Genomic DNA, 26,174 nt, shown 5'->3' with positions numbered 1-26,174 from the left:
GATGGCTCAGGCCGCGCCGGCCAATTGCCCTAACAAGCGGATCACGAACCAGGCGATCACCGCAATCACGATCGGCAGGATGTACAGCGGGAAGTACTGCAGGAAGATGGTGTGGTGCGGCAGCGTGATACGCTCCTCCAACTGCTGGCGCGTGTGCCCTTCGCTGCCCTTGGCCTGCTCCAGGATCATCTGATCTTCCAGCCCTTCGCGAATGAACTTGACCTGACGTGACATGCGCGCGCCGGAAGCCTGCAAGGCCAGCCCGACGAAGATCAATATATAGATGATGATGAACATCAAATTGGCGCCGCTGAACAGGCTTTTATCCACGTCAGGCACCGGCGAGTTGTACCAGAAAAGGTTCAGGAACGGCGTATTGAAACGCACCATATCCACCATCACGTGGACAAAATCCAGCATCACTGCGTTGATGCCTTTGGTTTTTTCACTGTGCTGATAGATAAAGCCCAGCACGGAAATCAGCGTCGACAGCAACGCCGGGATAAAAACCACCCATCCGAGAATGCGTTTCAAAATGGCGATACGCCCGGCCTGTTGATACGTCATGTGTTCCCCTTGTTAGCGACGTAACCGAATCGGCTAAGTCTACCTGCAGTTGGCGAAACTCGCCCACCGTTTTCTTCATTCCCGCTGTGCTACAAGCTTAGCCGAATTCGACAAAATCAACTGCTTAACGATATCCGGGCACTATCATTGAAGAGATAACGTTATCCATTCGGGCAGAGGCCGCCATGATTCGACTGATTATCTTATTGCTGGGCGCGCAGGCGCTGCACGGCCAGCGCCGCCTGCTGGTGCTGTTCGGTTGGCTGTGGATAGCCGCAGGGGCGCTGATGCTGTTCGACATACTGCAGGATGGCCGGTCCATGCTGGCGCTGGATGCGCTGGCGATCATCCTGGCGCTGGAGGGACTGGTGGCGATATCCGCCGCGCTGGTGATCGGCTCTTCGGCCAGCAGGCCGGTGCTGCTGAAGGGGCTGGGCTTCGTGTTTATGGCCTTTTTAACGTTGGACGTGCCCGCAGACGATAACATCGTTGCCACCGTGGTGTTTGGCAGCGCGCTGCTGCTTGACGGCGCCGTGCGCATCGCCTCCTCCACGGTGATTCAACACAGTCGATGGAAAGGCGTGGCGCTGGCGGGCGGCGGTGAGATCCTGCTTTCATTGATGATTTTTGTCGGCTGGCCAGCGCCGCATCGGATGACGGTGCCCTTTTGCCTCGGCGTGATGATGGTGCTTTCCGGCTGGGCCTTATTGCGTATCGCCCGCAGACTGACAAGCTTCTCTCTGAATCAGCACCCCGCGCGGCAGCCACCGCCCCCGGAGGATGAGACTGCACCGCTCACGGTGTATGTCTGGACACCGATTGGTGCGGCTAAAGATCCGCGCCGGCGTTACATCGTCGACCGATACATCGCGGCGGTCGACGGCGGCGGCAATATCTCCACCGGTCACGCCGCTCTGGCGCTCGCGCCGGATGTATATATCAGCCACTACCCGCTCAACGACATCAGCCATTCCGTTCAGGATTTCCGCCAGTTGTTGCATGCCGGCGAACAGAACAACGTCGACGGGCGTTTCCTGCCCGACCTGCCGGGCGAGATCGCCGCCTGGTGCCCACCGGACAAGAAAATTCAATTCTACCGCTATAACCCGGCGGCGCTGCGCGCATTCTGGCTGCGTTATCGGCAGGACGCCACCTACAACCTGACTCGGCGCAACTGCTCCACCACGGTCATCGGCGCGCTCGACAGCGCGTTGGAAGGCGTGCTGGGCGATAAACATCTGTGGCGCCGTTTTCTGCTGCTGGTGCTGGATCCCAACCTGTGGATGCTGGCGGTACTGCGCAGCCGTGGCGAAAGCATGACCTGGACGCCAGGCTTGGTGCTGGACTATGCGCGCATGTTGCAACAGGTTACCGAGCGCCAGCACCAACGTTGGTGGCTAAAGCTGCGCGAAATGTGGACTATCCTTCGCTTTGGCAAAAGCCACACGCGCAGGCAAAGATTTTAGTCTCGCCGCCGGCGATGATAGAGTGTCGGCACATTCACCCACCCGCGCCGACAGGAGTTAACCGCTAATGGCTTATTCGCAACGCATTGAAACCGCAATTTTTGATATGGACGGCTTGTTGATCGACTCGGAACCGCTGTGGCTGCAGGCCGAGCTGGATATCTTCGGTGCGCTGGGTTTGGATCTGTCCGATCGTCACAAGCTGCCGGACACGCTGGGGCTGCGCATCGATCTGGTGGTGAAGATGTGGTACCAGGCGATGCCGTGGCAAGGGGTTTCGCTCGATGAGGTGTCGGCGCGGATTATCGAGCGCGCCATCGAGCTGGTGCACGAGACGCGCCCGCTGCTGCCGGGCGTCCAGCAGGCGCTGGAGCTGTGCCGCAGTCAGGGGCTGAACATCGGCCTCGCCTCCGCCTCGCCGCTGCACATGCAACGGCAGGTGCTGAAGATGTTCGATCTTGAAGGTTACTTCGATCAGCTGGTTTCCGCCGAATACCTGCCATACAGCAAGCCGCACCCGGAGGTCTACCTGATCGCCGCCGAACGCCTGGGCAGCGATCCGCTGCGCTGCATCACGCTGGAAGACTCCTTTAACGGCATGATCGCCACCAAGGCCGCGCGCATGCGTTCCATCGTCATCCCGGCGGCCGAATACCGTCACGATCCGCGCTGGGCGCTGGCAGACCACAAGCTGGAGACCCTGGAACAGCTCACTGCCGCTCACTTTGCCTGACCAGCGGCGCCGGCCGCCGGCGCCCTGCTTTTGCCGCTCTGCGTTATAAAAGGGATCCGTACCGCAAAATAAACAAAACAGCGTTTCATTATTATTGAATTAGCATGTTGTTATTATTATGCTGGGCGGCAGGAAAGCGACGGTCCGCGGAGCGTTGTCACTGCCACGCAGCGCTGTTCAGGGCCGCCGCTTCCTCCCGCCACACGCCAAGCCACCGTCCTTTTTTCTCATCTTAATGCATCACCCATTGCCCGCTTTTTGTTCTCGCCCGTCAAAATCGATGATTTGTTACGCATTGCCGTAACAAGCCGTTGTAAAACAGGGAAAAATAAACAATTGGTTACAGGGTAACTGCTTCCACTACTGGGAATTTTCCCATATACTGGATAAATTAACAGTTTACCAGCCGGAATCGCAACAGCATGACCGCGGAAGGACACCTTATATTCTCTGTCGCTTGCGCGATCTTCGCCAAGAAGGCGGAAGTGACGCCAGAGCTGGCTACCGGCGACTGGTGGCACATCATACCCGCCGCGCTGCTGACCTCGCTGCTGCCGGACATCGATCACCCCAAGTCGGTGCTGGGCCAGCGCCTGCGCTGGATCGCCTTGCCCATCGCCCGCGCCTTCGGCCACCGCGGTTTCACCCACAGCCTGCTGGCGATCGCCGGCGGCATGGCGCTGTTCCAGCTGGACGTGCCGCGCAGCTGGCCGATCCCTGCCGACGCGCTGCACGCCATGATCATCGGTTACTTCAGCCATCTGCTGGCCGATATGCTCACCCCCGCCGGCGTGCCGCTGCTGTGGCCATGCCGCTGGCGTTTTCGCCTGCCGCTGCTCAACTCGCAAAAAGGCAACCAGCTGGAGCGGGTGCTGTGTCTGTGCCTGGTGGCGTTTGCCATCTGCTGGCAAGGTGATTTCACCCTGCCGGTGCAATCCTATGTCGAGCAAATCAGAAATATCAGACTCTGATCACAAAAAAACGCTCAACCCATCACCTTGAAGTATATAAAACGAACAAAAACACACAAAAAGCTATATCAAATTCCATTTGGATATAAGTGGGCCACTCGGCAAACTGTTACGATATTTACATCGCGACATACGTGATGCGTTGTCGTTTTTATAAGAAAGATTATTGGAGACATTGGGGATGAATCTTCCGCTCGTGATTAACGTGCTGGTGTTTGTCGCGCTCCTTTTGCTGCTGGCGCAAACCCGCCACAAGCAATGGAGCCTGGCGAAAAAAGTGCTGGTCGGCCTGGTGGTCGGCGTGGTGTTCGGTCTGGGCCTGCAGCTGGTGTACGGCTCCGACAACCCGGTACTGAAAGAATCCATCAGCTGGTTCAACATCGTCGGCAACGGCTATGTGCAACTGCTGCAAATGATCGTCATGCCGCTGGTGTTCGCCTCGATCCTGAGCGCGGTGGCCAAGCTGCATAACGCCTCTTCTCTGGGCAAAATCAGCGTACTGACTATCGGCACGCTGCTGTTCACCACGCTGATCTCCGCGCTGGTGGGCGTGCTGGTCACCAACCTGTTCGGCCTGACCGCCGAAGGCTTGGTGCAGGGCGCGCAGGAAAGCGCGCGCCTGACGGCGATCCAGACCAACTACGTGGGCAAACTGGCCGACCTGACCGTGCCGCAGATGGTGCTGTCGTTCATCCCGAAAAACCCGTTCGCCGATCTGACCGGCGCCAGCCCGACGTCGATCATTAGCGTGGTGATTTTCGCCACCTTCCTCGGCGTGGCGTCGCTGCAGCTGCTGAAAGACGACAAGCCGAAAGGCGAGCGCGTGTTGGTGGCTATCGACACCCTGCAGGCCTGGGTGATGAAGCTGGTGCGTCTGGTCATGAAGCTGACGCCGTATGGCGTGCTGGCGCTGATGACCAAAGTGGTCGCCGGTTCCAACATTCACGACATCGTCAAGCTCGGCAGCTTCGTGGTGGCCTCCTACATCGGCCTGGCCATCATGTTCGTGGTACATGCCATCCTGCTGGCCTTCACCGGCGTGAACCCGATGAAGTTCTTCCGCAAGGTGTGGCCGGTGATCACCTTCGCCTTCACCAGCCGCTCCAGCGCCGCCAGCATTCCATTGAACGTGGAAGCGCAGACCCGTCGTCTGGGCGTGCCGGAATCCACCGCCAGCTTCTCGGCGTCGTTCGGCGCCACCATTGGCCAGAACGGCTGTGCGGGCCTCTACCCGGCGATGCTGGCGGTGATGGTTGCGCCGACCGTCGGCATCAACCCGCTGGATCCGGTGTGGATCGCCACCCTGGTCGGCATCGTCACCATCAGCTCCGCCGGTGTGGCGGGCGTGGGCGGCGGCGCCACCTTCGCCGCGCTGATCGTGCTGCCGGCGATGGGCCTGCCGGTGACGCTGGTCGCGCTGCTGATCTCGGTCGAACCGTTGATCGACATGGGCCGCACCGCGCTGAATGTCAACGGCTCCATGGCGGCAGGTACCATCACCAGCCAGCTGATGAAGCAAACCGACAAAGCCGTGATGGACAGCGAAGACGAAGTCGAACTGGCTCACCGCTAACGCCGTCTCAGAACAAAAAAACCGGGGATTATCCCCGGTTTTTTTATGCCCCGCTTTCGGTCGTTACGGCCGCTCGCCGTTCGCCAGCCGCCGGTTGATATCGGCGATCACATCCGGTAATTGCGCCAGCGTGTCTATCACATAATGCGCGCCCGCCGCGTACAGCTTATCGGCGGCCGCCGTGCGACGCTGCGCTATTTCCCCCGCCGCCATTTGACGGTACTCCGACCAGGTAGCGCCGAACTCGTTGCCGGACAGCGCCAGCCCGACGCTCCACATCCCGGCGTTCAGCCCTTCGGCAATGCCCGGCACCGCGTCATCCACCTTCACGCAGTGCGCCACCGCATCGATGCCCAGCACGATGACGTTCTGCAACGCCATCCACGGCCCCGGCCGCCCGCCGGCCGCGAGATCGTCAGTGGCGACCCAGTAATCCGGCGCGTAACCGCGCTGCGCGGCGGCCGGCGCCAGCACCTCCATCACCGCGCGCGGATAACCGGAGCAGGAGCCGATTTTAATGCCCTGTTCGCGCAGCCCGGCAATCACCTGCGGCACGCCCTCAATGGGATCGGCGAAGTCGATCACTTTGGCGATTTGCAGCGGCATAAACGCCTGATAAAGCGCGTCGATGTCTTGATGGCTCATCGAGCGGCCCAGCTTCTGTCGCCAACGCGCGTCGACCGCCGGCAGTTTGCCTAGCGCCTCGATGTGCTGCCATTTGCCGAGGCCCATCGGAATGCGCGCTTCCGCCAGGCTAATATCGATATCGAAGGTGTGTTTGAACGCCTCGACGAAAATCTGCGTCGGCGCAAAGGAGCCAAAGTCCACCGTGGTGCCGGCCCAGTCGAGGATCACTGCGTTGATCTGTTTCATGGTCAATCCTTATTGATTCCAGTACATCGCCTGCCCGACGGCCGCCAGCAAACGTTCGATATCCTGCGGATAAATTTCCCCGATGTTGCCGATGCGGAAGCAGTCGCTCTGCGACACTTTGCCGGGATAAATCACGAAACCTTGCTGCTTCAGGCGCTGATAAAACTCGGCGAAGCGGTAAGTGTCGGCCTTCGGCGAATAGAACGCGGTGATGATCGGCGAATGCAGCGCATCGTCCAGCAGGGTTTCAAAGCCCAGCTCGCGCATGCCCGCCACCAGCCGACGCTGATTAGTCTGATAGCGGTGGTGGCGCGCGGCAATGCCGCCCTCTTGTTCCAGCTCTTTCAGCGCCTGCGCGAAGGCCAGCACGGTGTGGGTCGGCGACGTAAAGCGCCATTTGCCGGCCTGATCCTCCATACAACGCCACTGGGCATACAGATCCAGCGACAGCGAGCGTGAACGGCCGGCGCATTTCTCCAGCTCGCTGCGGCGGGCGATGACAAAAGCGAAGCCCGGCACGCCTTGAATGCATTTGTTGGCGGAGCTGATCAGAAAATCGATGCCCAGCGCGTCCACATCCAACGGAATGCCGCCGAAGCTGCTCATGGCGTCGACGATAAAGGTCTTGCCGTTGCGCGCCGCCAGACCGGCAACCTTCTGCAGCGGGTTGAGCATGCCGGTGGTGGTTTCACAGTGCACCATGGCGATATGGCTGATGCGCGCATCGCTTTTCAGCACCGCCTCCATCGCCGTCACATCCGGTTCATTCACCTCACCGCAGTCGAAAGCGTGGTGGTCGATATCCATCAGCCGCGCCATTTCGATCATCCGCGCCCCGTAGGCGCCGTTGTTGACGATCAGCAGCTTGTCCTGCGGGCCGATGACCGTGCCCAGCACGCCCTCTACCGCGAAGCTGCCGCTGCCTTGCAGCAGCACCGAGGTATAACCGGCGGACGGCGTCGCCAGCGCCACCAACCGTTGGCGAATGCGCTGTACCACGCCGAGGTTGTAATCTTCATCCCAGGTGCAGCTGTCATACAGCATCGCCTCTTTCACCGTTTTCGACGTGGTCAACGGGCCGGGGGTCAACAGCAGGTAGTTACGATCGGACATGTTATTCACCTATTGGTCTATACCAGATTGCGCGCATTGTGGCGGCAAATTCCTGCCCCGGTCAAACGACAAAGCGCGGTGAAACAAAAAATTCATCTGGCTATGTATAATAAGCGCGTGCCGGAATGTCGGGCCGATGCCATAGCGAGACGAAATGAAAGAACATCAGGGCGATATGCCTCACTACCTGCAGATCAAGGATCAGCTTCAGGCGCGCATCACCCGCGGCGCGCTACAGGCCGGCGATAAGCTGCCTTCGGAGCGCGAGCTGTGCGCCATCTTCTCCACCAGCCGCGTCACCATTCGCGAAAGCCTGGCGCAATTGGAAGCCACCGGCGCCATCTACCGCGCCGATCGCCGCGGCTGGTTCGTCACGCCGGAACGGCTGTGGCTGGATCCGACGCAGAACACCAACTTCCACCGTCTCTGTCAGGAGCAAGGGCGCACGCCGCGCACCGCACTGCTGTCCGGCGAAAAAACCACGGTGCCGCTCGACGTGATGCAGTCGCTGGCGCTCGAACCCTTCGATCAGGTGTATCTGCTGCGCCGCGTGCGGTATGCCGACGGCCGCGCCATCTGCTATTGCGAGAACCACTGCCTGCCGCAGCGGGTGCCGGCACTGCTCAGTCACGATCTCAACGGCAGCCTGACCGAGGTTTATCAACAGCATTACGATTTGATTTACAGCAACATGCACCTGTCGTTCTACCCGACCGCCCTGCCTTATCGCGCCGCCAACGCGCTCGGCGCCATGGTCGGCCTGCCCGCGTTGCTGCTGCGCCGGTTGAATTACGATCAGCACGGCCGCATTCTCGATTTCGATATCGAATACTGGCGCCACGACAGCCTGCGCATCGAAGTCGATACGCTTTAACCCCCTGCATGCCGGGGCTGCGCCTGCCGCTCCGCCTTTCTCTCCCACGCCTAATCCCCGTCTCCGGCAACTATATTTTGCCGCTTTCATTTGTTTGTCATATTTGCCGATTAGCTTGGCCGCATATCTGGTGTATACCAGTTTCGCATAAACCCGCACAGTGAGGCTGAAGCTATGAAATTCTCTCGTCTGGTCGTGATGACCGCCATCGCACTCGGCGCCGCGCCGGCCTGGGCCGCCGACGCGGTGGTGACCGTCTACTCCGCCGATGGTCTGCACGACGGCGATCACAGCTGGTATCAAACCCAGTTCGACGCCTTCACCAAGGCGACCGGCGTCAAGGTGCAGTACGTCGAAGGCGGCTCCGGCGCCATCGTGGAACGCCTGTCGAAGGAGCGCAGCAACCCGCAGGCCGACGTGCTGGTGACGCTGCCGCCGTTCATCCAGCGCGCCGCCGCGGAAAAACTGCTGCAGGATTTCACCCCGCAGGATGCGGCGCAGATCGCCGACGCCCAGCCGCAGTTCGTGCCGCTGGTGAATAACTACCTGAGCTTCATCTATAACGCCAAACTGCTGCCGCAGGCGCCCGCCAGCTATCAACAACTGCTGGACGCGCAATTCCGCAATAAGCTGCAGTACTCCACGCCGGGTCAGGCGGGTGACGGCACCGCGGTGATGCTGCAGGCGTTTCACAGCTTCGGCAGCAAAGATGCCGGTTTCGACTACCTCGGCAAGCTGCAAAACAACAACGTCGGCCCTTCGGCCTCCACCGGCAAGCTGACCGCGCTGGTCAATAAAGGCGAGTTGCTGGTGGCCAACGGCGATCTGCAGATGAATCTGGCGCAGATGCGCAGCAACCCGAACGTGAAGGTGTTCTGGCCAGCCGGGCCGGACGGCAAACGCAGCACGCTGGTGCTGCCTTACTACATCGGCCTGGTGCAAGGCGCGCCGCAAAGCGCCAACGGCAAAAAACTGATCGACTTCCTGCTGAGCAAAGAAGCGCAGAGCAGCGTCAGCGCCATTTCCTACGGTATGCCGGTGCGCAAGGACGTCACCCCGACCGACGATAACTTCAGGCAGTCGCAGGCGGCGCTGAAAGGCGTGGACATCTGGGCGCCGGACTGGGACCAGGTGGTGAGCAGCCTGTCCGCCGATATCTCCCGCTGGCGCCAGGTGACCGAATGACGCTGACGATGCCTTCTACCCTCTCTTCCCGCACCGAGGCGCGGGATAGCAGCCTCGACATCGCCGGGCCGTCGGGCATTCAGCTCAACCGCGTCAGCGTGTCGTATCGCAGCACCGAGGTGCTGAAACCCCTCACGCTCACCATCGCCCCCGGCGAAGTGCTGGCGCTGATCGGCCCCTCCGGCTCGGGCAAAACCACCGTGCTGCGGGCGATCGCCGGATTCGTGCAGCCCTCCGCCGGACGCATCGCCATCGGTGACATCGATGTCACCGACGTGCCGCCCTATGAGCGCGGCCTGGGCATGGTGGTACAGAACTACGCACTGTTTCCGCATATGCGCGTCGAGGACAATGTGGCGTTCGGCCTGCGCGCGCAAGGCAAGCCGCGCGGCCTGACCGCCGAGCGCGTCGAAGAAGCGTTGGCCATCGTCGGCATGTCCGCCTACGCCAAGCGCTATCCCAGCCAGCTTTCCGGCGGCCAACAGCAGAGGGTGGCTATCGCTCGCGCCATTGCGGTGCGCCCCAAAGTCTTGCTGCTGGATGAGCCGCTGTCGGCGCTGGACGCGCAAATCCGTCACAGCATGGTGGAAGAGATCGCCCGCCTGCACCGCGAGCTCCCAGAGCTGACCATCCTGTACGTCACCCACGATCAGGGCGAAGCGCTGACGCTGGCGGACAAGATCGGCATCATGCGCGACGGTCACCTGATCGCCCACGGCGAAACCCGCGCGTTGTACCACCATCCGACCAATCGCTTCGCCGCCGAGTTCCTTGGGCGCGCCAACCTGCTGCCGGCCACCGCGCTGGAGACCACCACCGGGCAAGGCATGACCACCGTCAGCTGCGCCGGCAAAGTGATCGGCTGTTTCACCTACGGCGCACAACGCGGTTTCGACAAGCTGCTGTGCATCCGGCCGCAGCATATTGCGCTCGATGCCGACGCCCAGCGCAGCAACTGCCTCATCGGTACGCTGCGCGATATTCATTGGCAGGGGGAGCTGACGCACCTGCAGTTCGAGGTACAAGGCCATTCGCTGCGCGTGGTCACCACCCATCGCAGCCGGATGCCGCAGATCGGCGAGCGCGTGCCGCTCTATTTCGCCCCCGACGATGCGGTACTGATCGAGGACTGACATGACCGACTCTACGCTTATTCGCCCGGCCCTGCGGCTGCGTTTCCCGCGCAGTCTGTGGATCCTGCTGCCGCTGCTGGTGCTGGCGACGCTGTTTTTCTACCCGTTGGCGCTGATCGTCAAACAGGCGTTTACCGACGATCAGGGGCTATTCAGCGCCGCCGCGCTGCAACAGGTGTTCGAATCCCGGCGCTTTGTCAGCGCTCTGCTCAACACGCTGCAGATTGCGCTGCTGGCGACGCTGGGCTGCCTGGTGCTCGGCACCCTGCTGTCGCTGCTGCTGGTGTTCACGCCGTTCCCCGGCAGCCGACTGATCGCCCGGGTGATCGATACCTTTATCGCCATGCCGACCTTCCTGATCACGCTGGCCTTCACCTTTATCTACGGCTCCGCCGGTCTGCTGAACGGCACGCTGATGACGGCCTTCGGTTTCACCCTGCCGCCGGTGGACTTTCTTTACTCCATCTGGGGGGTGATCCTGGCGGAAATTACCGTGTTTACGCCGCTGGTGATGCGCCCGCTGATGGCGGCATTGTCGCAGATCGATCGCAGCCAGCTCGAGGCCGCCAGCATTCTCGGCGCCCGGCCGGGGCGCGTGGTGCGCCAGGTGATTTTACCGGCCGCGCTGCCGGCCTTGCTGGCCGGTGGCAGCCTGTGCCTGCTGTTGACCACCAATGAGTTCGGCATCGTGCTGTTTATCGGCGCCAAGGGCGTCACCACGCTGCCGATGATGGTCTACACCAAAGCGATTCTGGAGTCGGATTACGCCGTCGCCTGCACGATCGCCGTCGTGAATATCGCGCTGTCGCTCGGGCTGTTTTCCCTTTACCGCTACGCCGCGGCGCGCGCCGGGCTGAGGAACTGACGATGTTGATATGGTCCCGCACCGGACGCACCCTGACCTGCACGTTGACGATCTCGCTGTTCGCCCTGTTCTTCTGCCTGCCGCTGGCGGTGATCCTGATGTCCAGCCTCAGTGAACAGTGGAACGGCGTGCTGCCGAGCGGTTTCACCCTCAACCACTTCCGCCAGGCGTTCAGCGGCGCCTCCTGGGACGCGCTGGTCGCCAGTCTGGCTATCGGTTTCAGCGCCAGCCTGTTCGCGCTGTTGTGCGGCACCTGGGCGGCGCTGGCGCTGCGCCACGCGCCTGAACGCGGCCGACGGCTGCTGGGCACGCTGTTTTTCATTCCCAGCGCGGTGCCTTCGGTCTCTATCGGTTTGGGGATGCTGGTGGCGTTCAGCCAGGGGCCGCTGCAGATGAACGGCACCTTCCTGATCGTGCCCGCCGCTCACTTCGTGCTGATTTCCGCCTTTACCTTCGGCAACGTGATGGCCGGGTTGACCCGGCTGCCTGGCGACTACGAGAACGTCGCCGCCAGCCTGGGCGCTTCGCCGCTGTTCCGCCTGCGCCACGTCACCCTGCCGATGATCGCCCCCTACATGATCTCCGCCTTCGCGCTCAGCCTGTCGCTGTCGATGGGGGAACTGGGCGCGACCATGATGATCTACCCGCCGAGTTGGGCGACGCTGCCGGTCACGATCTTCAGCCTGACCGATCGCGGCAGCATCGCCAACGGCGCGACGCTGACCATGATCCTGGTGGCGGCCACGCTGTTGCTGATGTTAGTGCTGGAGCGGATTGCGCAGCGGCTGACGCCCGGCGCGAAATAACAGCAAGGCGCTGCCATGGCGGCGCCTTGCTCATCGAAACGCAGGTCAGAACGGGTAGTCGTGATAGCCCTGCAGCTCGGAAATGCGTCGGGCGGCGACGTGCAGCAACGCCACATACTCCTCCCGCGCCGCGTCGGAAAAACGCAGCGTCGGGAAAGAGATGCTCAGCCCGGCGATCGCCACCCCGAACCGATCGAAGACCGGTACGGCGATGCAGCGGATCCCCGCCTCCTGCTCTTCGGCATCTTCGCCGAATCCCTGCGCTCGTACCCGATCCAGCACCGGCAACAGTTCGGCGGCGCTGGCCAAGGTATGCTCGGTGCTGCGGGTAAATTCAATCTGCGACAAGATCTGCGCCACCTCATCCCGATCGCGCCAGGCCAGCAGCACTTTACCGATGGCGGTGCTGTGCAGCGGGTTACGGCGACCGATGCGCGAATACATGCGCAGGTTGTACATCGCGTCGATCTTGTGGATATAGACGATACCGTCCTCATCCAGAGCGCCGAGGTGGATGGTTTCGCGGGTGCGGTTCGACAGTTCACGCATCTGCACGTCGGCGCTGCGGATCAGATCGACGTTCTCCAACGATTTGGCGCCCAGTTCGAACAGCTTGAGCGTCAGCGCATACTTTTCCGTCTCGCCCTCCTGCGAAACGTAGCCCAGCGCTTTCATGGTCTGCAGAAAACGGTAGACGGTGCTTTTAGACATCATCACCCGTTGGGACAGTTCGGTAATGCCAATCTCGCGCTCATCGCCAAGCGCCTGCAGAATGCCGAACACTTTCATCACGGATGAGACGGCATCCGGTTGCTTGTCTGAATCTGCGTTAGCCATGGTGCATACCCTACTTAACGGTTTTGTTTCAGGAAATTTAAACAAGGGTTTCAGTATAATCGGAACAGATCGCAGCGCGCAACGCGGCTGAACGCTAAGCAATTGAAGCCAAATGGATAACCGTTGGCCCGCTCACCGCCGTTTACAATTAAGCGGACAAGGGGCATGCAATCACGGGCGAATATGATTAGCATGATAATACTCCCCTGAATAAATACCGCTGAGACCAACATGCGTCCTTGTTCCGACGGCCTCCCCGTCCCGCAACGCTATGGGGCGATCCTCGCCATCGCCCTCGGCATTACCGTATCCGTGCTCGACGGCGCGATAGCCAACGTGGCGCTGCCCACCATCGCGCGCGATCTCAACGCCAGCCCGGCCAGCTCCATCTGGGTGGTCAACGCCTATCAACTGGCGATCACCGTCTCTTTGCTGTCGCTGGCGTCGCTCGGCGATCTGGTCGGCTATCGCCGCATCTATCAGGCCGGATTGCTGGTGTTCAGCATCACCTCACTGTTCTGCGCCCTGTCCGACTCGCTGCTCACCCTGACCATCGCCCGCGTGCTGCAGGGCTTTGGCGCCGCCGCCATCATGAGCGTCAACACCGCGCTGATCCGCATCATCTACCCGCAGCGTTTTCTCGGCCGCGGCATGGGCATCAACTCGCTGATTGTCGCCTGCTCCTCGGCGGCCGGGCCGACGGTGGCGGCCGCTATCCTTTCGGTCGCGTCCTGGCAGTGGCTGTTCGCCATCAACCTGCCGATCGGCATCGTCGCGCTGCTGCTGGGGATGAAATTCCTGCCGGCCAACGGCCAAAAAAGCGATAACCGCCGTTTCGATCCCACCAGCGCGGTGCTGAACGCGCTGACCTTCGGCCTGCTGATCACCGCCATCAGCGGCTTCGCCCAGGGCCAGAGCCTGACGCTGATCTTCAGCGAAATCGCCGCACTGCTGGCGATTGGCGCGGTGTTCGTGCGCCGTCAGTTGCGCCAGGAATTCCCTCTGCTGCCCGTCGACCTGCTGCGTATCCCGATCTTCGCCCTGTCGATGGGCACCTCAATCTGTTCGTTCGCCGCGCAAATGCTGGCGATGGTGTCGTTGCCGTTCTTCCTGCAAACCGCGTTGGGCCGCGACGAGGTGGCGACCGGGCTGCTGCTGACGCCGTGGCCGCTGGCAATCGTGGTGATGGCGCCGATCGCCGGTCGGCTGGTGGAGCGCGTGCACGCCGGCCTGCTGGGCTGCATTGGGCTGGCGGTGTTCGCGCTCGGGCTGTTTTCGCTGGCGCTGCTGCCGGCGGCGCCGTCGAATATGGACATCATCTGGCGCATGGTGCTATGCGGCGCCGGCTTCGGCCTGTTCCAGTCGCCCAACAACCACACCATCATCTCCGCCGCGCCGCGCAACCGCAGCGGCGGCGCCAGCGGCATGCTGGGCACCGCCCGCCTGCTGGGGCAAACCTCGGGGGCCGCGCTGGTGGCGCTGATGTTCAACCTGTTCCCTACCTCCGGCACCCACGCTTCGCTGATCCTGGCCGGCGTGTTCGCTACCCTGGCGGCGGCGGTCAGCGGCCTGCGCATCACCCAATCGACCGCGCAAACGGCGCAGCCTAGCCGCGAGGTGAAATAGAGGACATTGAAAGAGCCGGAACCCAATCGATTTTAAAACCGACGCGGCCTGCCTGAGCCGGGCCGCGTCGAGTGCGATGCAGGCCTGCCGTCAGTCGCCGCTCCTCAAAGGGCTGCGGCCTTGTCGTAGACACGCTAAATAGGCGTCGTCATCCGGATACCAGCCAACAATGCGTTGGCCGTCGTTATCCACCCCCTCGAAGCCCTTCAGTAAGCCAGGGGCGAACATCCGCTTTATCAGATCTTCGGCCTGCGCGCTGTCGATGCGGCAATCACAGCGCGTGTCTCCGTCAACCTGAACGAAGTTCTGCAACGAAGCGAGACACCGCGCGTCGAGATCGCCATGGACATGGATAAACTCCCCCGTCTCTACCAGAGTGAGCGCGGTCAGGTCTCCCCCCACCACGAATGCGCCGTCGTTTCCTGAGCTGCAATAGGCATGGCGTATGCGGACATCATCACGCACGACCAGTCCGCCCCAGCAAATCAGCGTATCCGCCTGCAGCCGACCCAGCACGACAATGCCGCCGTCCTCGCGCTGCGGTGACACCGCCAGGCATCCTTCCACGATCACATCGCCGTCCACGATAAGGTAATCGTACTCGTGGCTGTCGTGCTCGTCGGGGAAAAATGCCGGGAGGTGAAGATCGCCTGAATGCCAGCGAATAGCCGGCTGTTCAGCATCGTCATCATGCCGGTTGAACAGTTCCGCAACCGCATCGGCGATACCGCTTGTCAATTCGGCCAGGCGCGCCGGTAGCTCATCACCGTTGAGTAAGGGAAGGTGGTTGATTTTCATAGGGCCTCAGGGACAAATGTCATTGCGCCAAAGCATATAACATGCGCCTCCAAAGCCAAACAGCCGGCCGTGACCGAGCACGATGCGGATTACCCACTCACCGGGAGAACGGGCACCGCACCTGCCCAGGCTGAGAGGCAGAAAGACGCTATTTGCAGGTGGGCTTCAGGGACTTCGGACGCTGCTGCGCAGCATTAACGCCCGTAGACTTTGGTGAGGCGCTTTACCTCATTCATTGCCGAATTTCATTGTTGAATCCGTCACCGCCGCTGACCAAGCGGTTCAGGCATGCCATAAAAAAACCCCGGCAAGCCGGGGTTTTCCTTTCATTCAGCCGATTATTTCAGGTACTGGCCGGAACGCAGCGCTTCGATACGCTTGTCGAGCGGCGGATGCGACATGAACAGCTCGCTGAACGACTTGGATTTGCCGTTGATGCAGAACGCCATCATGCTGCCCGCTTCCTGCGGTTCATAGCTGGTTTTCAGACGCTGCAAGGCGGCGATCATCTTCTCGCGGCCCACCAGTTTGGCGGAGCCGGCGTCGGCATAGAACTCGCGGTGACGCGAGAACCACATGGTGATGATGCTCGCCAGGATGCCGAACACCAGTTCCAGCACCATCGACACCGCGAAGTAAATCATCGGGTTGCCGTTGCCTTCCCCTTCGCCATCACCGTCGCGGTTGCCGAGGAAACCGGCGGCGACCTGCGCGATCAGGCGTGAAATGAAGATGACGAAGGTGTTCACGATGCCCTGAATCAGGGTCATGGTCACCATATCGCCGTTGGCGACGTGGCTGATTTCGTGCGCGATGACCGCTTCCGCTTCGTCGCGGCTCATGCTCTGCAGCAGGCCGGTGCTGACGGCGACCAGCGAGGCGTCGCGGCGTGCGCCGGTAGCAAAGGCGTTGATGTCCGGCGCATGGTAGATAGCGACCTGCGGCATGGCGATGCCCGCCTGCTGCGACTGACGGCGTACCGTTTCCAGCAGCCAGTTTTCGGTTTCGTTACGCGGTTGTTCAATCACTTCCCCGCCGACGGAGCGCAGCGCCATCCACTTGGACATCAGCAACGACACGAAAGCGCCGCCGAAGCCGAACAGACCGGCCATGATCATCAGGCCCTGAACGCTACTGGATTGGATTCCTGTCAGGCTGAGCACCAGCCCGAAAACCAACATCACCGCCAGGTTGGTGAGCAGGAACAGAGCTATACGCATCATAAAATGTTTACTTCCTCATAAATGTTAACAAAACGCTGTCTAAGATACCCTAGATCGTATGGGCATTCGTCACAGTTTCAAGAGTCGCGCGTCATTAACCTACTAAAAATACGAAACTTTACAAAAACGGCGCGCGACCGGGATTTGGCAAATTGTAAACGATTGTTGCGTAAGGCGGAGTTTTTTTTACCCTAAATTTGTCAGGCGATGCATCAGCCCGCCTCCCTTCATCCCGCAGGGAGGCGGGCCTTCGCGTCGCCATAAAAAAACGCACCCGAGGGTGCGTTTTTCATCCTGCCGTAGGCGGCCTTATTTGGCCGGCGTTGGCTGCTGAGCGGGCTGATCTTTTTCCAGATGAGCCAGGTCCAGCGCGATATGCACAGATTCATCCAGGTACGGATCCGGTTCCTGGTAATCCTTCGGCAGATCGTCGAGCGATTTCAGCGGCTTCTTGCCCGCGCGTTCCAGGCGCTCGTTGATGCGTTTCAGACGGGTCGCGTCGTCATCGTGGTTCTCTTTCTCGCGCACCGCCAGATTGAGGGACACGATGTTGCGTTTATCCTTCAGCGCCTTGTAATGCGCGATATCCTGCGCGATGTACTGGAACTCCGGATTTTGCGCAATGCGCTGCTGGTGATCTTTCAGCAGTTCCGGCTCGAACGGCGTCATATCGCCGGTCTTGCTGTAGGTCGCCGCATTGATGCTGTCCCACGGCATGGCGTTGTCTTCAAACGCTTCGCCGGTTTCCGCCGGATCGACGCCGGTCGGCATCAGAATGTCCGGCGTCACGCCCTTGCGCTGGGTGCTGCCGCCGTTGACGCGGTAGAACTTCTGAATGGTGTACTGCACCGAACCGAGCGCCGGCCACTCAGGGCGCAGCATCTGGTCGTAGATGCGGTTCAGCGAACGGTACTGCTGCACGGTGCCTTTACCGAAGGTCGGTTCGCCGACGATCAGCGCGCGGCCGTAATCCTGCATCGCCGCCGCGAAGATCTCGGAGGCGGAGGCGCTGAAGCGATCGACCAGCACCACCAGCGGGCCTTTGTAGTAGGTCACGCCGTCGGTGTCGGCGTCTTCACGCACTTTGCCGTTGTTGTCGCGCACCTGCACCACCGGGCCGCTCGGAATGAACAGGCCGGACAGCGACACCGCTTCAGTCAGCGCGCCGCCGCCGTTGGTGCGCAGGTCGATGATCACGCTCTTGACGTTCTGCTTGGCCATCTTCTGCAGCTGCACTTTCACGTCATCGGTCAGACCAACGTAGAAGCCGGGGATGTCGAACACCGCCACCTTCTCTTTGCCGACGGTCTTGATGGTCATTTTCACCGCGCGGTCTTCCAGGCGAATGCGCTCGCGGGTCAAGGTGACCACGCGGGTTTTGGTGCCCTTGCCGGCCGGCAGGACTTCCAGGCGCACCTTGCTGCCCTTCGGCCCTTTGATCAACGACACCACGTCGTCCAGACGCCAGCCGATCACGTCCACCATCGGTTTGCCGGCCTGGCCGACGCCGACGATGCGATCGCCTACGGTGATCGCCTTGCTCTTCGCCGCCGGGCCGCCCGGCACCATCGAGTTGATCAGGGTGTAGTCGTCATCCATCTGCAGCACCGCGCCGATGCCTTCCAGCGACAGGCTCATCTCGGTGTTGAACTGCTCGGTGTTGCGCGGAGACAGATAATTGGTGTGTGGGTCGATTTCATGCGCAAAGGCATTCATCGCCAGCTGGAAGACGTCTTCGCTGTTGCTTTGCGTCAGGCGCTTGATGGCGAACTGATAACGCTTGGTCAGCGTGTCGCGGATTTCTTTGTCGGTCTTGCCAGTCAGCTTGAGGTTCAGCTCGTCATAGGTGACTTTCGCATCCCACAGGCTATCCAGCTCGGTCTTGTCTTTCGGCCACGGCGCTTTGCTGCGGTCGAGATCGATAGTGCCGTTGCCGGTGAAGTTCATCGGCTTGTCCAGCAACGACAACGCATAGGTGTAACGCTCGAAACGGCGTTTCTGCGCCAGATTGAACAGCGCGTAGAAGGTGTCCAGCTTGCCGGTTTTCAGCTCTTCGCCAACCTGATTGCGTTTGCCGGCGAACTGCGCCACGTCGGAAGCCAGCAATACGTTATGGTTGTAGTCCAGCATGTTCAGGTAGCGATCGAAGATCTTGCCTGAAAACTCCGCGTCAAGGGCGAACTGGCGGTAATGAGAGCGAGTGAAGCGCGAGGTAACGCGCTCACTCACCGTAGCGTGCTGGGGTTCCTGTTGCAGTTGGGGCAGTTGGCCGATGCGGATGTTGGCTGTTTCCGCGCCGTAACTGACACCCGCCCACAGCAGCCCTGCAATCGCTGTTAATCTGACGAATTTGTTCATGCCTGGGTTGGCCTCCGTATCAGAACTGCAAGTGTTCTGCGCGCACAATCATCGCCAGACCGGAAGAGAGCTGCACACGTACGCCATCTTTAGCGATTTCGAGTACGGTAGCATCCATCGCGCTCTTGCCTGCTCTGACTTTGATTTCCTGGCCAATTTGCAGTTTAGAGATATCCGTGACTGGCGCATAACGCGGCTGGCTTTCCTCTTTGGCTACACGAGGTTGGCGAGCGGGCTGTGGGCGAGTTTGTGGGCGCGGCTTGCGGTTTTCCGGCGCGGCTCCGCCTTCGCGACGTGCAGCGGGCTTTTTACCGGCTGGACGCGGACGGCGTGGCGCAGCATCGGCGGATTCGCCGGCGGCTTCACGTTTTTTGGCGTTTTGTTCGGCACGTTGTGCCTGAACGCGCGCTTTGGCTTCTTCAAGCTGCTGGCGAGCATGATCGACATGCTGCTGTTCCAGTTCACCGCACGGATTGCCGTCCAGATCGACGCGCTGCGCGCCGACTTTAACGCCGTACAGGTAACGCCAGCTTGAGGTGTACAGGCGCAGGGCAGAACGCAATTGCGTTTTGCTGAGATTCTCTTCCCCCTGCACGCGCTCTACCAAATCCTGAAAAATACCGATTTTCAGCGGACGAGCTTCGCCTTCGGCGCTAAAGCAGAGCGGAAAACGCTCGGCAAGAAAAGCAATGACTTCTTTACTAGAGTTCAACTTAGGTTGATTTTCCATGAAATTTCCTGATTACAACGGTATTGCCAACAAGCCACAGGCATGAACAGGCGTCATTATAATGACGCCATCGGTAATTGCCACGTTAACCGTCGATCAACTTGCCGCCACAGTCACATATTTCGCACTGTCGCACTGTTCCAGTTGCTCACAAAGCCCCGCCACCACTGCTTTCAGGCCCGCTTCGTCCCGTTCGTCGAAGCGTTGATAAACCGTGCTATCGATATCCAAAACGCCGATCGTCCGGCCGCCAACCGCCAGCGGCAGCACGATTTCCGCGTTGCTGGCCGCATCGCAGGCGATATGGCCCGGGAACGCATGCACGTCGCCGACGCGCTGCACGCGATTTTCCGCCACCGCCGTGCCGCACACGCCCTTGCCCACCGGGATGCGCACGCAGGCGATCTTGCCCTGGAACGGCCCCAGCACCAGCTGATCGCCCTCCATCAGATAGAAACCGACCCAGTTCACGTCATCCAGACGCTCGTTGAGCAAGGCGCTGGCGTTGGACAGCGCCGCGATAAAGTTGGTCTCCCCGCCGAGCAACGCGCTCAGATCACGTTTTAATTCCGCGTAGAATTGTTCTTTTGTCATGTGATAACCATTGAAACAGTGAAGATGGCCAGAAGCCCAAAGCTTAGGCCCTATAAAATAAGCATTAAATGCGTATAGCCACAAGGTTAATCATCTGTTGCTTCACAAAACCCCGTCGCTCGGGGTATGTTTGCCGCTCAGAATCCCGGTTTACCTCGTTTTACCGTCCGGCGCCCGATCGCCAGTGACGCGGCCGGTTTATTTTTCAGCTACGCTGACAGTTCCGGCGGGCTCAAGGGCAGCGACTTGTCAAAAATGAAAATACACGCGATCACCGCCCCCCTTTCCAAAGCGCGCCACCAACGCTGCTGCGAGTGCGATCTGCTGTTCATGCTGCCGCCGCTCAGCGGCAATCAGGCCGCTTATTGCCCGCGCTGCAACGCCAAGGTGGTGCACGGCCGCGACTGGTCGATGACGCGTCTGACCGCCATGGCGATCACCATGCTGCTGCTGATGCCGTTCGCCTTCACCGAACCGCTGATCAGCATCCGCCTGCTCGGCACGCGCATCGACGCCAGTTTGCTGGAGGGCATCTGGCAGATGAGCCGCCAGGGCGATCCGCTCACCGCCAGCATGGTGGCGTTTTGCACCCTCGGCGCCCCGCTGACGCTGGCGCTGTCGTTGCTGTACCTGCGCTTCGGCCACGCGCTCGGCATGAACCTGCGCCCGGTGCTGCTGATGCTGGAACGGCTCAAAGAGTGGGTGATGCTGGACATTTATCTGATCGGCATGGCGGTGGCGGCCATCAAGGTGCAGGATTACGCCGACATTCAGGCGGGCAGCGCGCTGATCGCCTACCTGTCGCTCACCCTGCTCAGCATCCTGACGCTGATCCACGCTAACCTGGAGCAGCTGTGGGAGCGTTACTATCCGCAGGAACAGCCGGAAGGCCCGCCGGCGGCGCTGCATATTTGCCTGTCCTGCCACTATACCGGCTACCCTGATGCGCGCGGCCGCTGCCCGCGCTGCCATGTGCCGATGTGCCACCGCCAGCCCTACAGCCTGCAGAAAACCTGGGCGGCGCTGATCGCGGCGATGATCCTGCTGATACCGGCCAACCTGCTGCCGATTTCCATCATTTACGCCAACGGCGTGCGGCTGGAAGACACCATCTTCTCCGGCGTGGTCTCACTGGCCACCTCCGGCAACGTGCCGATCGCCGCCATCGTGTTCATCGCCAGCGTGCTGGTGCCCTTCACCAAGGTGATCGTGCTGATCACGCTGTTGCTGAGCATCCACTTCAAAACCTCGCACAGTCTGAAGACGCGCATTCGTCTGCTGCGCCTGGTCACCTGGATCGGCCGCTGGTCGATGCTCGATCTGTTCGTTATCGCCTTGATGATGTCGCTGGTAAATCGCGATCAACTGTTATCTTTTACTATGGGACCGGCCGCGTTTTACTTTGGCTCGGCGGTCATTTTGACTATTCTTGCCGTTGAATGGCTCGATAGCCGATTGATTTGGGATGCACATGCAACAGGAAACGCCGACTACACCGACTGAAGCGCGGGTCAAGAACAAACGCCGCATTTCACCGTTCTGGTTACTGCCGTTCATCGCCCTGCTGATCGCCGGGTGGCTGGTCTATAACAATGTCCAGGAGCGCGGCACCACCGTCACCATCGATTTCCAATCGGCGGCGGGCATCGTCGCCGGCCGCACGCCGGTGCGCTACCAGGGCGTTGAGGTCGGCACGGTGCAAAAAATCAGTCTGAGCAAAGATCTGCGCAGCATCGTGGTGGAAGCCAGCATCAAAAGCGATCTGGAAGACTCGCTGCGCGAAGGCACCCAGTTCTGGCTGGTGACGCCCAAGGCCTCGCTGGCCGGGGTGTCCGGCCTCGATGCGCTGGTCGGCGGCAACTATATCGGCATGATGCCCGGCAGCGGCAAGGAGCAAACCCATTTCACCGCGCTCGATACCCAGCCGAAGTACCGCCTGAACACCGGTGAACTGATGATTCACCTGCACGCCGACGATCTCGGCTCGCTCAACAGCGGCTCGCTGGTCTACTACCGTAAAATTCCGGTCGGCAAGGTGTATGACTACACCATCAGCGAAGGCAACAAGGGCGTGACCATCGACGTGCTGATCGACCGCCGCTTCGCCAACCTGGTGAAGAGCAACAGCCGCTTCTGGAACGTTTCCGGCTTCAAGGGCGATTTCAGCCTGTCCGGCGCCACGGTGCAGATGGAGAGCCTGGCGGCGCTGGTCAACGGCGCCATTGCCTTCGATTCTCCGGCCGATGGCCAGCAGGCCAAGGGCGATCAGAGCTATACCCTGTATCCTGATCTGGCCCACAGCCAGCGCGGCGTCAATATCCTGCTGGATCTGCCGAGCGGCAACAGCCTGAGCGAAAACCGCACGCCGCTGATGTACCAGGGGCTGCAGGTCGGCACCCTGACCAAGCTGACGTTGCAACAGGACAGCAAAGTGGTCGGTGAACTGACCATCGATCCTTCGGTGGTCGATCTGATGCGCAGCGGCACCCGCATCGTGATGCGCAGCCCGCGCATCAGCCTCAACGACGCCAAGCTTAGCCAGTTGCTGACCGGCACCACGCTGGAGCTGGTGCCGGGCGAAGGCGAGCCGCAGCAGCGCTTCAACGTGCTGGACAGCAGCGAAACGCTGTTGCAACAGCCTGGCGTGCTGACCGTCACGCTGAATGCGCCGCAAAGCTACGGCATCGACGTCGGGCAGCCGCTGGTGGTGCACGGCGTGAAAGTCGGCCAGATCCTGAGCCGCACCTTGACCGCCGGCGGCGTGGTGTTCACCGCCGCCATCGACGCGCAGTACCGCGGCCTGCTGCACAAAGACAGCAAATTCGTGGTCAACAGTCGTCTCGACGTCAAGCTGGGCATTGACGGTATGGAAGTGCTTGGCGCCAGCGCCCAGGAATGGGTAGACGGCGGCGTGCGCATTATTCCCGGCAGCAAGGGGGAACCGGGCGGCCAATACCCGCTGTACGCCAACAGCGAAAAAGCCGAGGAAGGCATCGTCGGCAACGCCCCCGCCACCACCCTGACCCTCAGCGCCACCAGCCTGCCGGACGTGCAGGCCGGCTCGGTAGTGCTGTACCGCAAATTCCAGGTGGGCGAGATCGTCAACGTTCGGCCGAAGGCCAACGAGTTTGAGGTGGACGTCTATATCAGCCCGGAATACCGCAAGCTGCTCACCCGCGAAAGCATCTTCTGGGCCGAAGGCGGCGCCAAGGTGCAGCTCAACGGCAGCGGCCTGACGGTGCAGGCTTCGCCGCTCAACCGCGCGCTGAAAGGCGCCATCAGCTTCGATAATCTACAGGGCGTGACGCTGAACAAGGGCGCCAACCGCGTGCTGTACGCCAGCGAAACCGCCGCCCGCGCAGTGGGCAGCCAAATCACGCTGAAAACCTACGACGCCAGCAAGCTGTCGGCGGGTATGCCGCTGCGCTACCTCGGCATCGACGTCGGACAGGTAGAGTCGCTGCAGCTGGCGCCGGAGCGCAACGAAGTGTTGGCCAAAGCGGTGCTGTATCCGGAATACGTGCAGACCTTCGCGCGCCTGGGCAGCCGCTTCTCGATCGTGTCACCGGAGATCTCCGCCGCCGGCGTCAGCAATCTCGATACCCTGCTTCAACCTTATATCAACGTGGAGCCGGGGCGCGGCCGCGAGCTGCGCACCTTCGAGCTGCAGCAGGCCAGCATCACCGACTCGCGCTATCTCGATGGCCTGAGCGTCGTGCTCGACGCGGCCGAAACCGGCTCGCTGCAGATCGGCACGCCGGTGCTGTTCCGCGGCGTGGAGGTCGGCACCATCACCGGTTTCTACCTTGGCGCCATGTCCGACCGGGTGCACGTTGCGCTGCGCATCAGCAAGAAGTATCAACACCTAGTGCGCAACAACAGCGTGTTCTGGCTGGCGTCGGGTTACAACCTGCAGTTCGGCCTGACCGGCGGCGTGATCAAGAGCGGCACCTTCCAGCAGTTCATTCGCGGCGGTATCGCCTTCGCCACCCCGCCGACTATTCCGCTGGCGCCGAAAGCGACGCCGAACAAGCACTTCCTGCTGAATCCGGAAGAGCCGAAGGACTGGAAAACCTGGGGCACCGCCATTCCGCGCGATTAACTTTCGCGTTTTCCTCAGGGCCCGGCAATGCCGGGCCCTGTTTTTTTCCGCTTTGTGATAAACTCTCGCCCTTGTCTTTATTGCACCCTGAGAGTTCGCCCCGTGGCCAAATCCACCGCCGTTTTTCTGCCCCCCGCTTTCCTTGACGCCACCCGCGCCATCATGCCCGCCGAGCTGGCGATGGACGATTTTATCGCCGCCTGCCAGCGCCCGCTGCGCCGCAGCCTGCGCGTCAACACGCTGAAAATCAGCGTCGCCGACTTCCTGGCGCTGGTGCAGGATTACGACTGGCGATTGGAGCCCATTCCCTGGTGCGCGGAAGGGTTCTGGATCGAGCGCGACGATGAAGAACTGCGTCTGGGCAGCGCCGCCGAACACCTGAGCGGTCTGTTCTACATTCAGGAGGCCAGTTCGATGTTGCCGGTCAGCGCGCTGTTCGCCGGCGACGCGGCGCCGACTCGGGTGCTGGACGTGGCGGCGGCGCCGGGCTCCAAAACCACCCAGATCGCCGCGTTGATGGGCAACCAGGGCGGCATCGTCGCCAACGAATACTCCGCCAGCCGGGTGAAAGTGCTGCACGCCAATATCAGCCGCTGCGGCGTGCAGAACACGGCGCTGACCCACTTCGACGGCCGGGTGTTCGGCGCCGCGCTGCCGGAAAGCTTCGACGCCATTCTGCTCGACGCCCCCTGCTCCGGTGAAGGCGTGGTGCGTAAAGATCCGGACGCCATGAGCAACTGGTCGCCGAACAGCGTCGCCGAGATCGCCGCCACCCAGCGCGAGCTGATCGACAGCGCGTTTCATGCGCTGGCGCCGGGCGGCGTGATGGTTTATTCCACCTGCACGCTCAATGCGCAGGAAAATCAGCAGGTGGTGCGCTGGCTGCTGGACACCTATGGCGACGCGGTCAGCGTCGAGCCGCTGGGTGAGCTGTTCCCCGGCGCCGGCAAGGCATTGACCGCCGAAGGCTTCCTGCACGTCTTCCCGCAGATTTACGACAGCGAAGGCTTTTTCGTCGCCCGTCTGCGCAAACAGCACGCCGTAGCGCCGTTGGCGAAGCCGACCTATAAAGTCGGTAAGTTTCCGTTCAGCCCGCTGTCCGGCAAAGAGGCGGCGCTGGTCGCCCAAGCCGCCGCCGCATCCGGCTTAACCTGGGGCGATGACAGCCGGCTGTGGGAGCGCGATAAGGAAATCTGGCTGTTCCCGGCCGAGCTGGAGCCGCTGTTCGGCAAGGTGCGCTTCTCGCGTATCGGTCTCAAGCTGGCGGAGCGCTTCCCGAAAGGTTTCCGTTGGCAGCACGAAGCGGCGATCGCCCTCGCGGGCGCCGGCGGCAAACAGCATTTCGAGCTGGACGCCGCGCTGGCCCAGGAGTGGTATCACGGTCGCGATCTCTACCCGGAGCAGCCACCAGCGGGCGACGAGTGCATCGTCACCTATCAGGGGCAACCGCTGGGCATCGCCAAACGCATTGGCAGCCGCATCAAAAACAATTTGCCGCGTGAGCTGGTGCGGGATGGCGCGCTCGATTTCCACCTGTAAATAATACCGCGCCGGGGAATGAAACTCCCCGGCGATAAAATAACGCTAATAATATTCCCATCGCCTTTCGTTATTATTCTAATCATTTCACTTTATCGGTATGCCTCGCCTACAAGCCCCGTCATACGGGGAATGAGAATAAAAAGTTTCTCGTTTTCATCAAGACAATTCCCGATTCTTATTCTATTAATTAAAGTGCAGCTAAATG

Annotated in this window: 22 protein-coding genes; 13 read left to right on the top strand and 9 right to left on the bottom strand. The window is 61.0% G+C overall.

Translation table 11 applies throughout. The features are described from left to right. Positions 1-6: 6 nt before the first annotated feature. Entirely contained in the window at positions 7-567 is a 561-nt protein-coding gene (locus J0F90_RS10655; protein WP_004931453.1) for a YniB family protein, read from the bottom strand. Between the two features lie 185 nt (positions 568-752). Between J0F90_RS10655 and J0F90_RS10650 the strand changes: the two genes are divergently transcribed. The 4 genes from J0F90_RS10650 to J0F90_RS10635 all read left to right on the top strand — a co-directional run bounded on the left by J0F90_RS10650 (position 753) and on the right by J0F90_RS10635 (position 5,310). Then, positions 753-2,033 carry an HdeD family acid-resistance protein gene (locus J0F90_RS10650; RefSeq protein WP_033640521.1) on the top strand — a complete coding sequence of 427 codons (1,281 nt, stop codon included), beginning with the start codon at positions 753-755 and terminating at the stop codon, positions 2,031-2,033. Between the two features lie 67 nt (positions 2,034-2,100). After that, entirely contained in the window at positions 2,101-2,766 is a 666-nt protein-coding gene (hxpB, locus tag J0F90_RS10645; RefSeq protein WP_033640522.1) for a hexitol phosphatase HxpB, read from the top strand. Between the two features lie 422 nt (positions 2,767-3,188). Next, complete coding sequence (locus J0F90_RS10640) at positions 3,189-3,737, top strand: metal-dependent hydrolase (RefSeq protein ID WP_004931456.1); 549 nt, start codon at positions 3,189-3,191, stop codon at positions 3,735-3,737. 181 nt (positions 3,738-3,918) lie between these two features. Next, positions 3,919-5,310 (top strand): L-cystine transporter, encoded by a 1,392-nt coding sequence (locus J0F90_RS10635; protein ID WP_033640523.1) that lies wholly within the window; start codon positions 3,919-3,921, stop codon positions 5,308-5,310. A gap of 63 nt (positions 5,311-5,373) precedes the next feature. Here J0F90_RS10635 and phnX read toward each other — a convergent pair whose 3' ends face one another. Then, the gene (gene phnX, locus J0F90_RS10630) at positions 5,374-6,183 is read right to left on the bottom strand and encodes a phosphonoacetaldehyde hydrolase (RefSeq protein ID WP_033640524.1); all 810 of its coding nucleotides are present in this window, start codon (positions 6,181-6,183) and stop codon (positions 5,374-5,376) included. Positions 6,184-6,192: 9 nt separating this feature from the next. Beyond that, complete coding sequence (gene phnW, locus J0F90_RS10625; RefSeq protein ID WP_033640525.1) at positions 6,193-7,296, bottom strand: 2-aminoethylphosphonate--pyruvate transaminase; 1,104 nt, start codon at positions 7,294-7,296, stop codon at positions 6,193-6,195. A gap of 154 nt (positions 7,297-7,450) precedes the next feature. On the opposite strand from phnW, the gene phnR reads away from it, so the two are divergent. The 5 genes from phnR (at position 7,451) to J0F90_RS10600 (ending at position 12,159) form a co-directional block, all read left to right on the top strand. Next, a complete protein-coding gene (gene phnR, locus J0F90_RS10620; RefSeq protein WP_033640526.1) occupies positions 7,451-8,170 on the top strand; it encodes a phosphonate utilization transcriptional regulator PhnR in 720 nt (239 codons plus the stop codon). A gap of 174 nt (positions 8,171-8,344) precedes the next feature. Continuing rightward, a complete protein-coding gene (locus J0F90_RS10615) occupies positions 8,345-9,355 on the top strand; it encodes a 2-aminoethylphosphonate ABC transporter substrate-binding protein (RefSeq protein WP_033640527.1) in 1,011 nt (336 codons plus the stop codon). An 8-nt stretch (positions 9,356-9,363) separates the two neighbouring features. After that, positions 9,364-10,488: a 2-aminoethylphosphonate ABC transport system ATP-binding subunit PhnT gene (gene phnT / locus J0F90_RS10610; RefSeq protein ID WP_042705821.1), complete on the top strand. Its 1,125-nt coding sequence runs from the start codon at positions 9,364-9,366 to the stop codon at positions 10,486-10,488. A gap of 1 nt (position 10,489) precedes the next feature. Then, positions 10,490-11,353 carry a 2-aminoethylphosphonate ABC transporter permease subunit gene (gene phnU, locus J0F90_RS10605; RefSeq protein ID WP_016927992.1) on the top strand — a complete coding sequence of 288 codons (864 nt, stop codon included), beginning with the start codon at positions 10,490-10,492 and terminating at the stop codon, positions 11,351-11,353. Positions 11,354-11,355: 2 nt separating this feature from the next. Beyond that, positions 11,356-12,159 carry an ABC transporter permease gene (locus tag J0F90_RS10600; RefSeq protein WP_033640530.1) on the top strand — a complete coding sequence of 268 codons (804 nt, stop codon included), beginning with the start codon at positions 11,356-11,358 and terminating at the stop codon, positions 12,157-12,159. Between the two features lie 45 nt (positions 12,160-12,204). Here the strand turns inward: J0F90_RS10600 and kdgR are convergent, their stop codons facing one another. After that, positions 12,205-12,996: a DNA-binding transcriptional regulator KdgR gene (gene kdgR / locus J0F90_RS10595; protein ID WP_028128163.1), complete on the bottom strand. Its 792-nt coding sequence runs from the start codon at positions 12,994-12,996 to the stop codon at positions 12,205-12,207. 231 nt (positions 12,997-13,227) lie between these two features. On the opposite strand from kdgR, the gene J0F90_RS10590 reads away from it, so the two are divergent. Continuing rightward, the gene (locus J0F90_RS10590) at positions 13,228-14,622 is read left to right on the top strand and encodes an MFS transporter (protein ID WP_033640532.1); all 1,395 of its coding nucleotides are present in this window, start codon (positions 13,228-13,230) and stop codon (positions 14,620-14,622) included. Between the two features lie 90 nt (positions 14,623-14,712). On the opposite strand, the gene J0F90_RS10585 is transcribed toward J0F90_RS10590, so the two are convergent. From J0F90_RS10585 to J0F90_RS10565, 5 genes are all read right to left on the bottom strand, one after another. After that, on the bottom strand, positions 14,713-15,420 hold the full coding sequence (locus J0F90_RS10585) for a hypothetical protein (protein ID WP_033640534.1): 708 nt from the start codon (positions 15,418-15,420) through the stop codon (positions 14,713-14,715). A 338-nt stretch (positions 15,421-15,758) separates the two neighbouring features. Further along, positions 15,759-16,643 (bottom strand): protease HtpX, encoded by an 885-nt coding sequence (gene htpX, locus J0F90_RS10580; protein ID WP_016927998.1) that lies wholly within the window; start codon positions 16,641-16,643, stop codon positions 15,759-15,761. Positions 16,644-16,952: 309 nt separating this feature from the next. Next, a complete protein-coding gene (gene prc / locus J0F90_RS10575; protein WP_033640537.1) occupies positions 16,953-19,001 on the bottom strand; it encodes a carboxy terminal-processing peptidase in 2,049 nt (682 codons plus the stop codon). A 19-nt stretch (positions 19,002-19,020) separates the two neighbouring features. Continuing rightward, on the bottom strand, positions 19,021-19,731 hold the full coding sequence (gene proQ, locus J0F90_RS10570; RefSeq protein ID WP_016928000.1) for an RNA chaperone ProQ: 711 nt from the start codon (positions 19,729-19,731) through the stop codon (positions 19,021-19,023). 96 nt (positions 19,732-19,827) lie between these two features. Next, complete coding sequence (locus J0F90_RS10565) at positions 19,828-20,325, bottom strand: GAF domain-containing protein (RefSeq protein WP_033640540.1); 498 nt, start codon at positions 20,323-20,325, stop codon at positions 19,828-19,830. A gap of 255 nt (positions 20,326-20,580) precedes the next feature. Between J0F90_RS10565 and yebS the strand changes: the two genes are divergently transcribed. The 3 genes from yebS (at position 20,581) to rsmF (ending at position 25,966) form a co-directional block, all read left to right on the top strand. Continuing rightward, positions 20,581-21,828 (top strand): membrane integrity lipid transport subunit YebS, encoded by a 1,248-nt coding sequence (gene yebS / locus J0F90_RS10560; protein WP_028128162.1) that lies wholly within the window; start codon positions 20,581-20,583, stop codon positions 21,826-21,828. After that, entirely contained in the window at positions 21,797-24,427 is a 2,631-nt protein-coding gene (locus tag J0F90_RS10555; RefSeq protein WP_015377667.1) for a PqiB family protein, read from the top strand. The genes yebS and J0F90_RS10555 overlap by 32 nt, the downstream gene beginning before the upstream one ends. A 102-nt stretch (positions 24,428-24,529) precedes the next feature. After that, on the top strand, positions 24,530-25,966 hold the full coding sequence (gene rsmF / locus J0F90_RS10550) for a 16S rRNA (cytosine(1407)-C(5))-methyltransferase RsmF (protein WP_033640542.1): 1,437 nt from the start codon (positions 24,530-24,532) through the stop codon (positions 25,964-25,966). Positions 25,967-26,174 lie beyond the last annotated feature (208 nt).

The organism is Serratia marcescens subsp. marcescens ATCC 13880 (genome assembly GCF_017299535.1).
In the GTDB taxonomy this organism is placed as follows: domain Bacteria; phylum Pseudomonadota; class Gammaproteobacteria; order Enterobacterales; family Enterobacteriaceae; genus Serratia; species Serratia marcescens.
Note: the sequence above shows the minus strand (reverse complement) of the source record. Positions and strands in the feature narration are given on the sequence as shown.

Bases quoted from the DNA above. Each gene is read 5' to 3' on its own strand.
- J0F90_RS10655 (WP_004931453.1), bottom strand. From the start codon at position 567: ATGACGTATCAACAGGCCGGGCGTATCGCCATTTTGAAACGCATTCTC.
- J0F90_RS10650 (WP_033640521.1), top strand. From the start codon at position 753: ATGATTCGACTGATTATCTTATTGCTGGGCGCGCAGGCGCTGCACGGC.
- hxpB (WP_033640522.1), top strand. From the start codon at position 2,101: ATGGCTTATTCGCAACGCATTGAAACCGCAATTTTTGATATGGACGGC.
- J0F90_RS10640 (WP_004931456.1), top strand. From the start codon at position 3,189: ATGACCGCGGAAGGACACCTTATATTCTCTGTCGCTTGCGCGATCTTC.
- J0F90_RS10635 (WP_033640523.1), top strand. From the start codon at position 3,919: ATGAATCTTCCGCTCGTGATTAACGTGCTGGTGTTTGTCGCGCTCCTT.
- phnX (WP_033640524.1), bottom strand. From the start codon at position 6,183: ATGAAACAGATCAACGCAGTGATCCTCGACTGGGCCGGCACCACGGTG.
- phnW (WP_033640525.1), bottom strand. From the start codon at position 7,296: ATGTCCGATCGTAACTACCTGCTGTTGACCCCCGGCCCGTTGACCACG.
- phnR (WP_033640526.1), top strand. From the start codon at position 7,451: ATGAAAGAACATCAGGGCGATATGCCTCACTACCTGCAGATCAAGGAT.
- J0F90_RS10615 (WP_033640527.1), top strand. From the start codon at position 8,345: ATGAAATTCTCTCGTCTGGTCGTGATGACCGCCATCGCACTCGGCGCC.
- phnT (WP_042705821.1), top strand. From the start codon at position 9,364: ATGCCTTCTACCCTCTCTTCCCGCACCGAGGCGCGGGATAGCAGCCTC.
- phnU (WP_016927992.1), top strand. From the start codon at position 10,490: ATGACCGACTCTACGCTTATTCGCCCGGCCCTGCGGCTGCGTTTCCCG.
- J0F90_RS10600 (WP_033640530.1), top strand. From the start codon at position 11,356: ATGTTGATATGGTCCCGCACCGGACGCACCCTGACCTGCACGTTGACG.
- kdgR (WP_028128163.1), bottom strand. From the start codon at position 12,996: ATGGCTAACGCAGATTCAGACAAGCAACCGGATGCCGTCTCATCCGTG.
- J0F90_RS10590 (WP_033640532.1), top strand. From the start codon at position 13,228: ATGCGTCCTTGTTCCGACGGCCTCCCCGTCCCGCAACGCTATGGGGCG.
- J0F90_RS10585 (WP_033640534.1), bottom strand. From the start codon at position 15,420: ATGAAAATCAACCACCTTCCCTTACTCAACGGTGATGAGCTACCGGCG.
- htpX (WP_016927998.1), bottom strand. From the start codon at position 16,643: ATGATGCGTATAGCTCTGTTCCTGCTCACCAACCTGGCGGTGATGTTG.
- prc (WP_033640537.1), bottom strand. From the start codon at position 19,001: ATGAACAAATTCGTCAGATTAACAGCGATTGCAGGGCTGCTGTGGGCG.
- proQ (WP_016928000.1), bottom strand. From the start codon at position 19,731: ATGGAAAATCAACCTAAGTTGAACTCTAGTAAAGAAGTCATTGCTTTT.
- J0F90_RS10565 (WP_033640540.1), bottom strand. From the start codon at position 20,325: ATGACAAAAGAACAATTCTACGCGGAATTAAAACGTGATCTGAGCGCG.
- yebS (WP_028128162.1), top strand. From the start codon at position 20,581: ATGAAAATACACGCGATCACCGCCCCCCTTTCCAAAGCGCGCCACCAA.
- J0F90_RS10555 (WP_015377667.1), top strand. From the start codon at position 21,797: ATGCAACAGGAAACGCCGACTACACCGACTGAAGCGCGGGTCAAGAAC.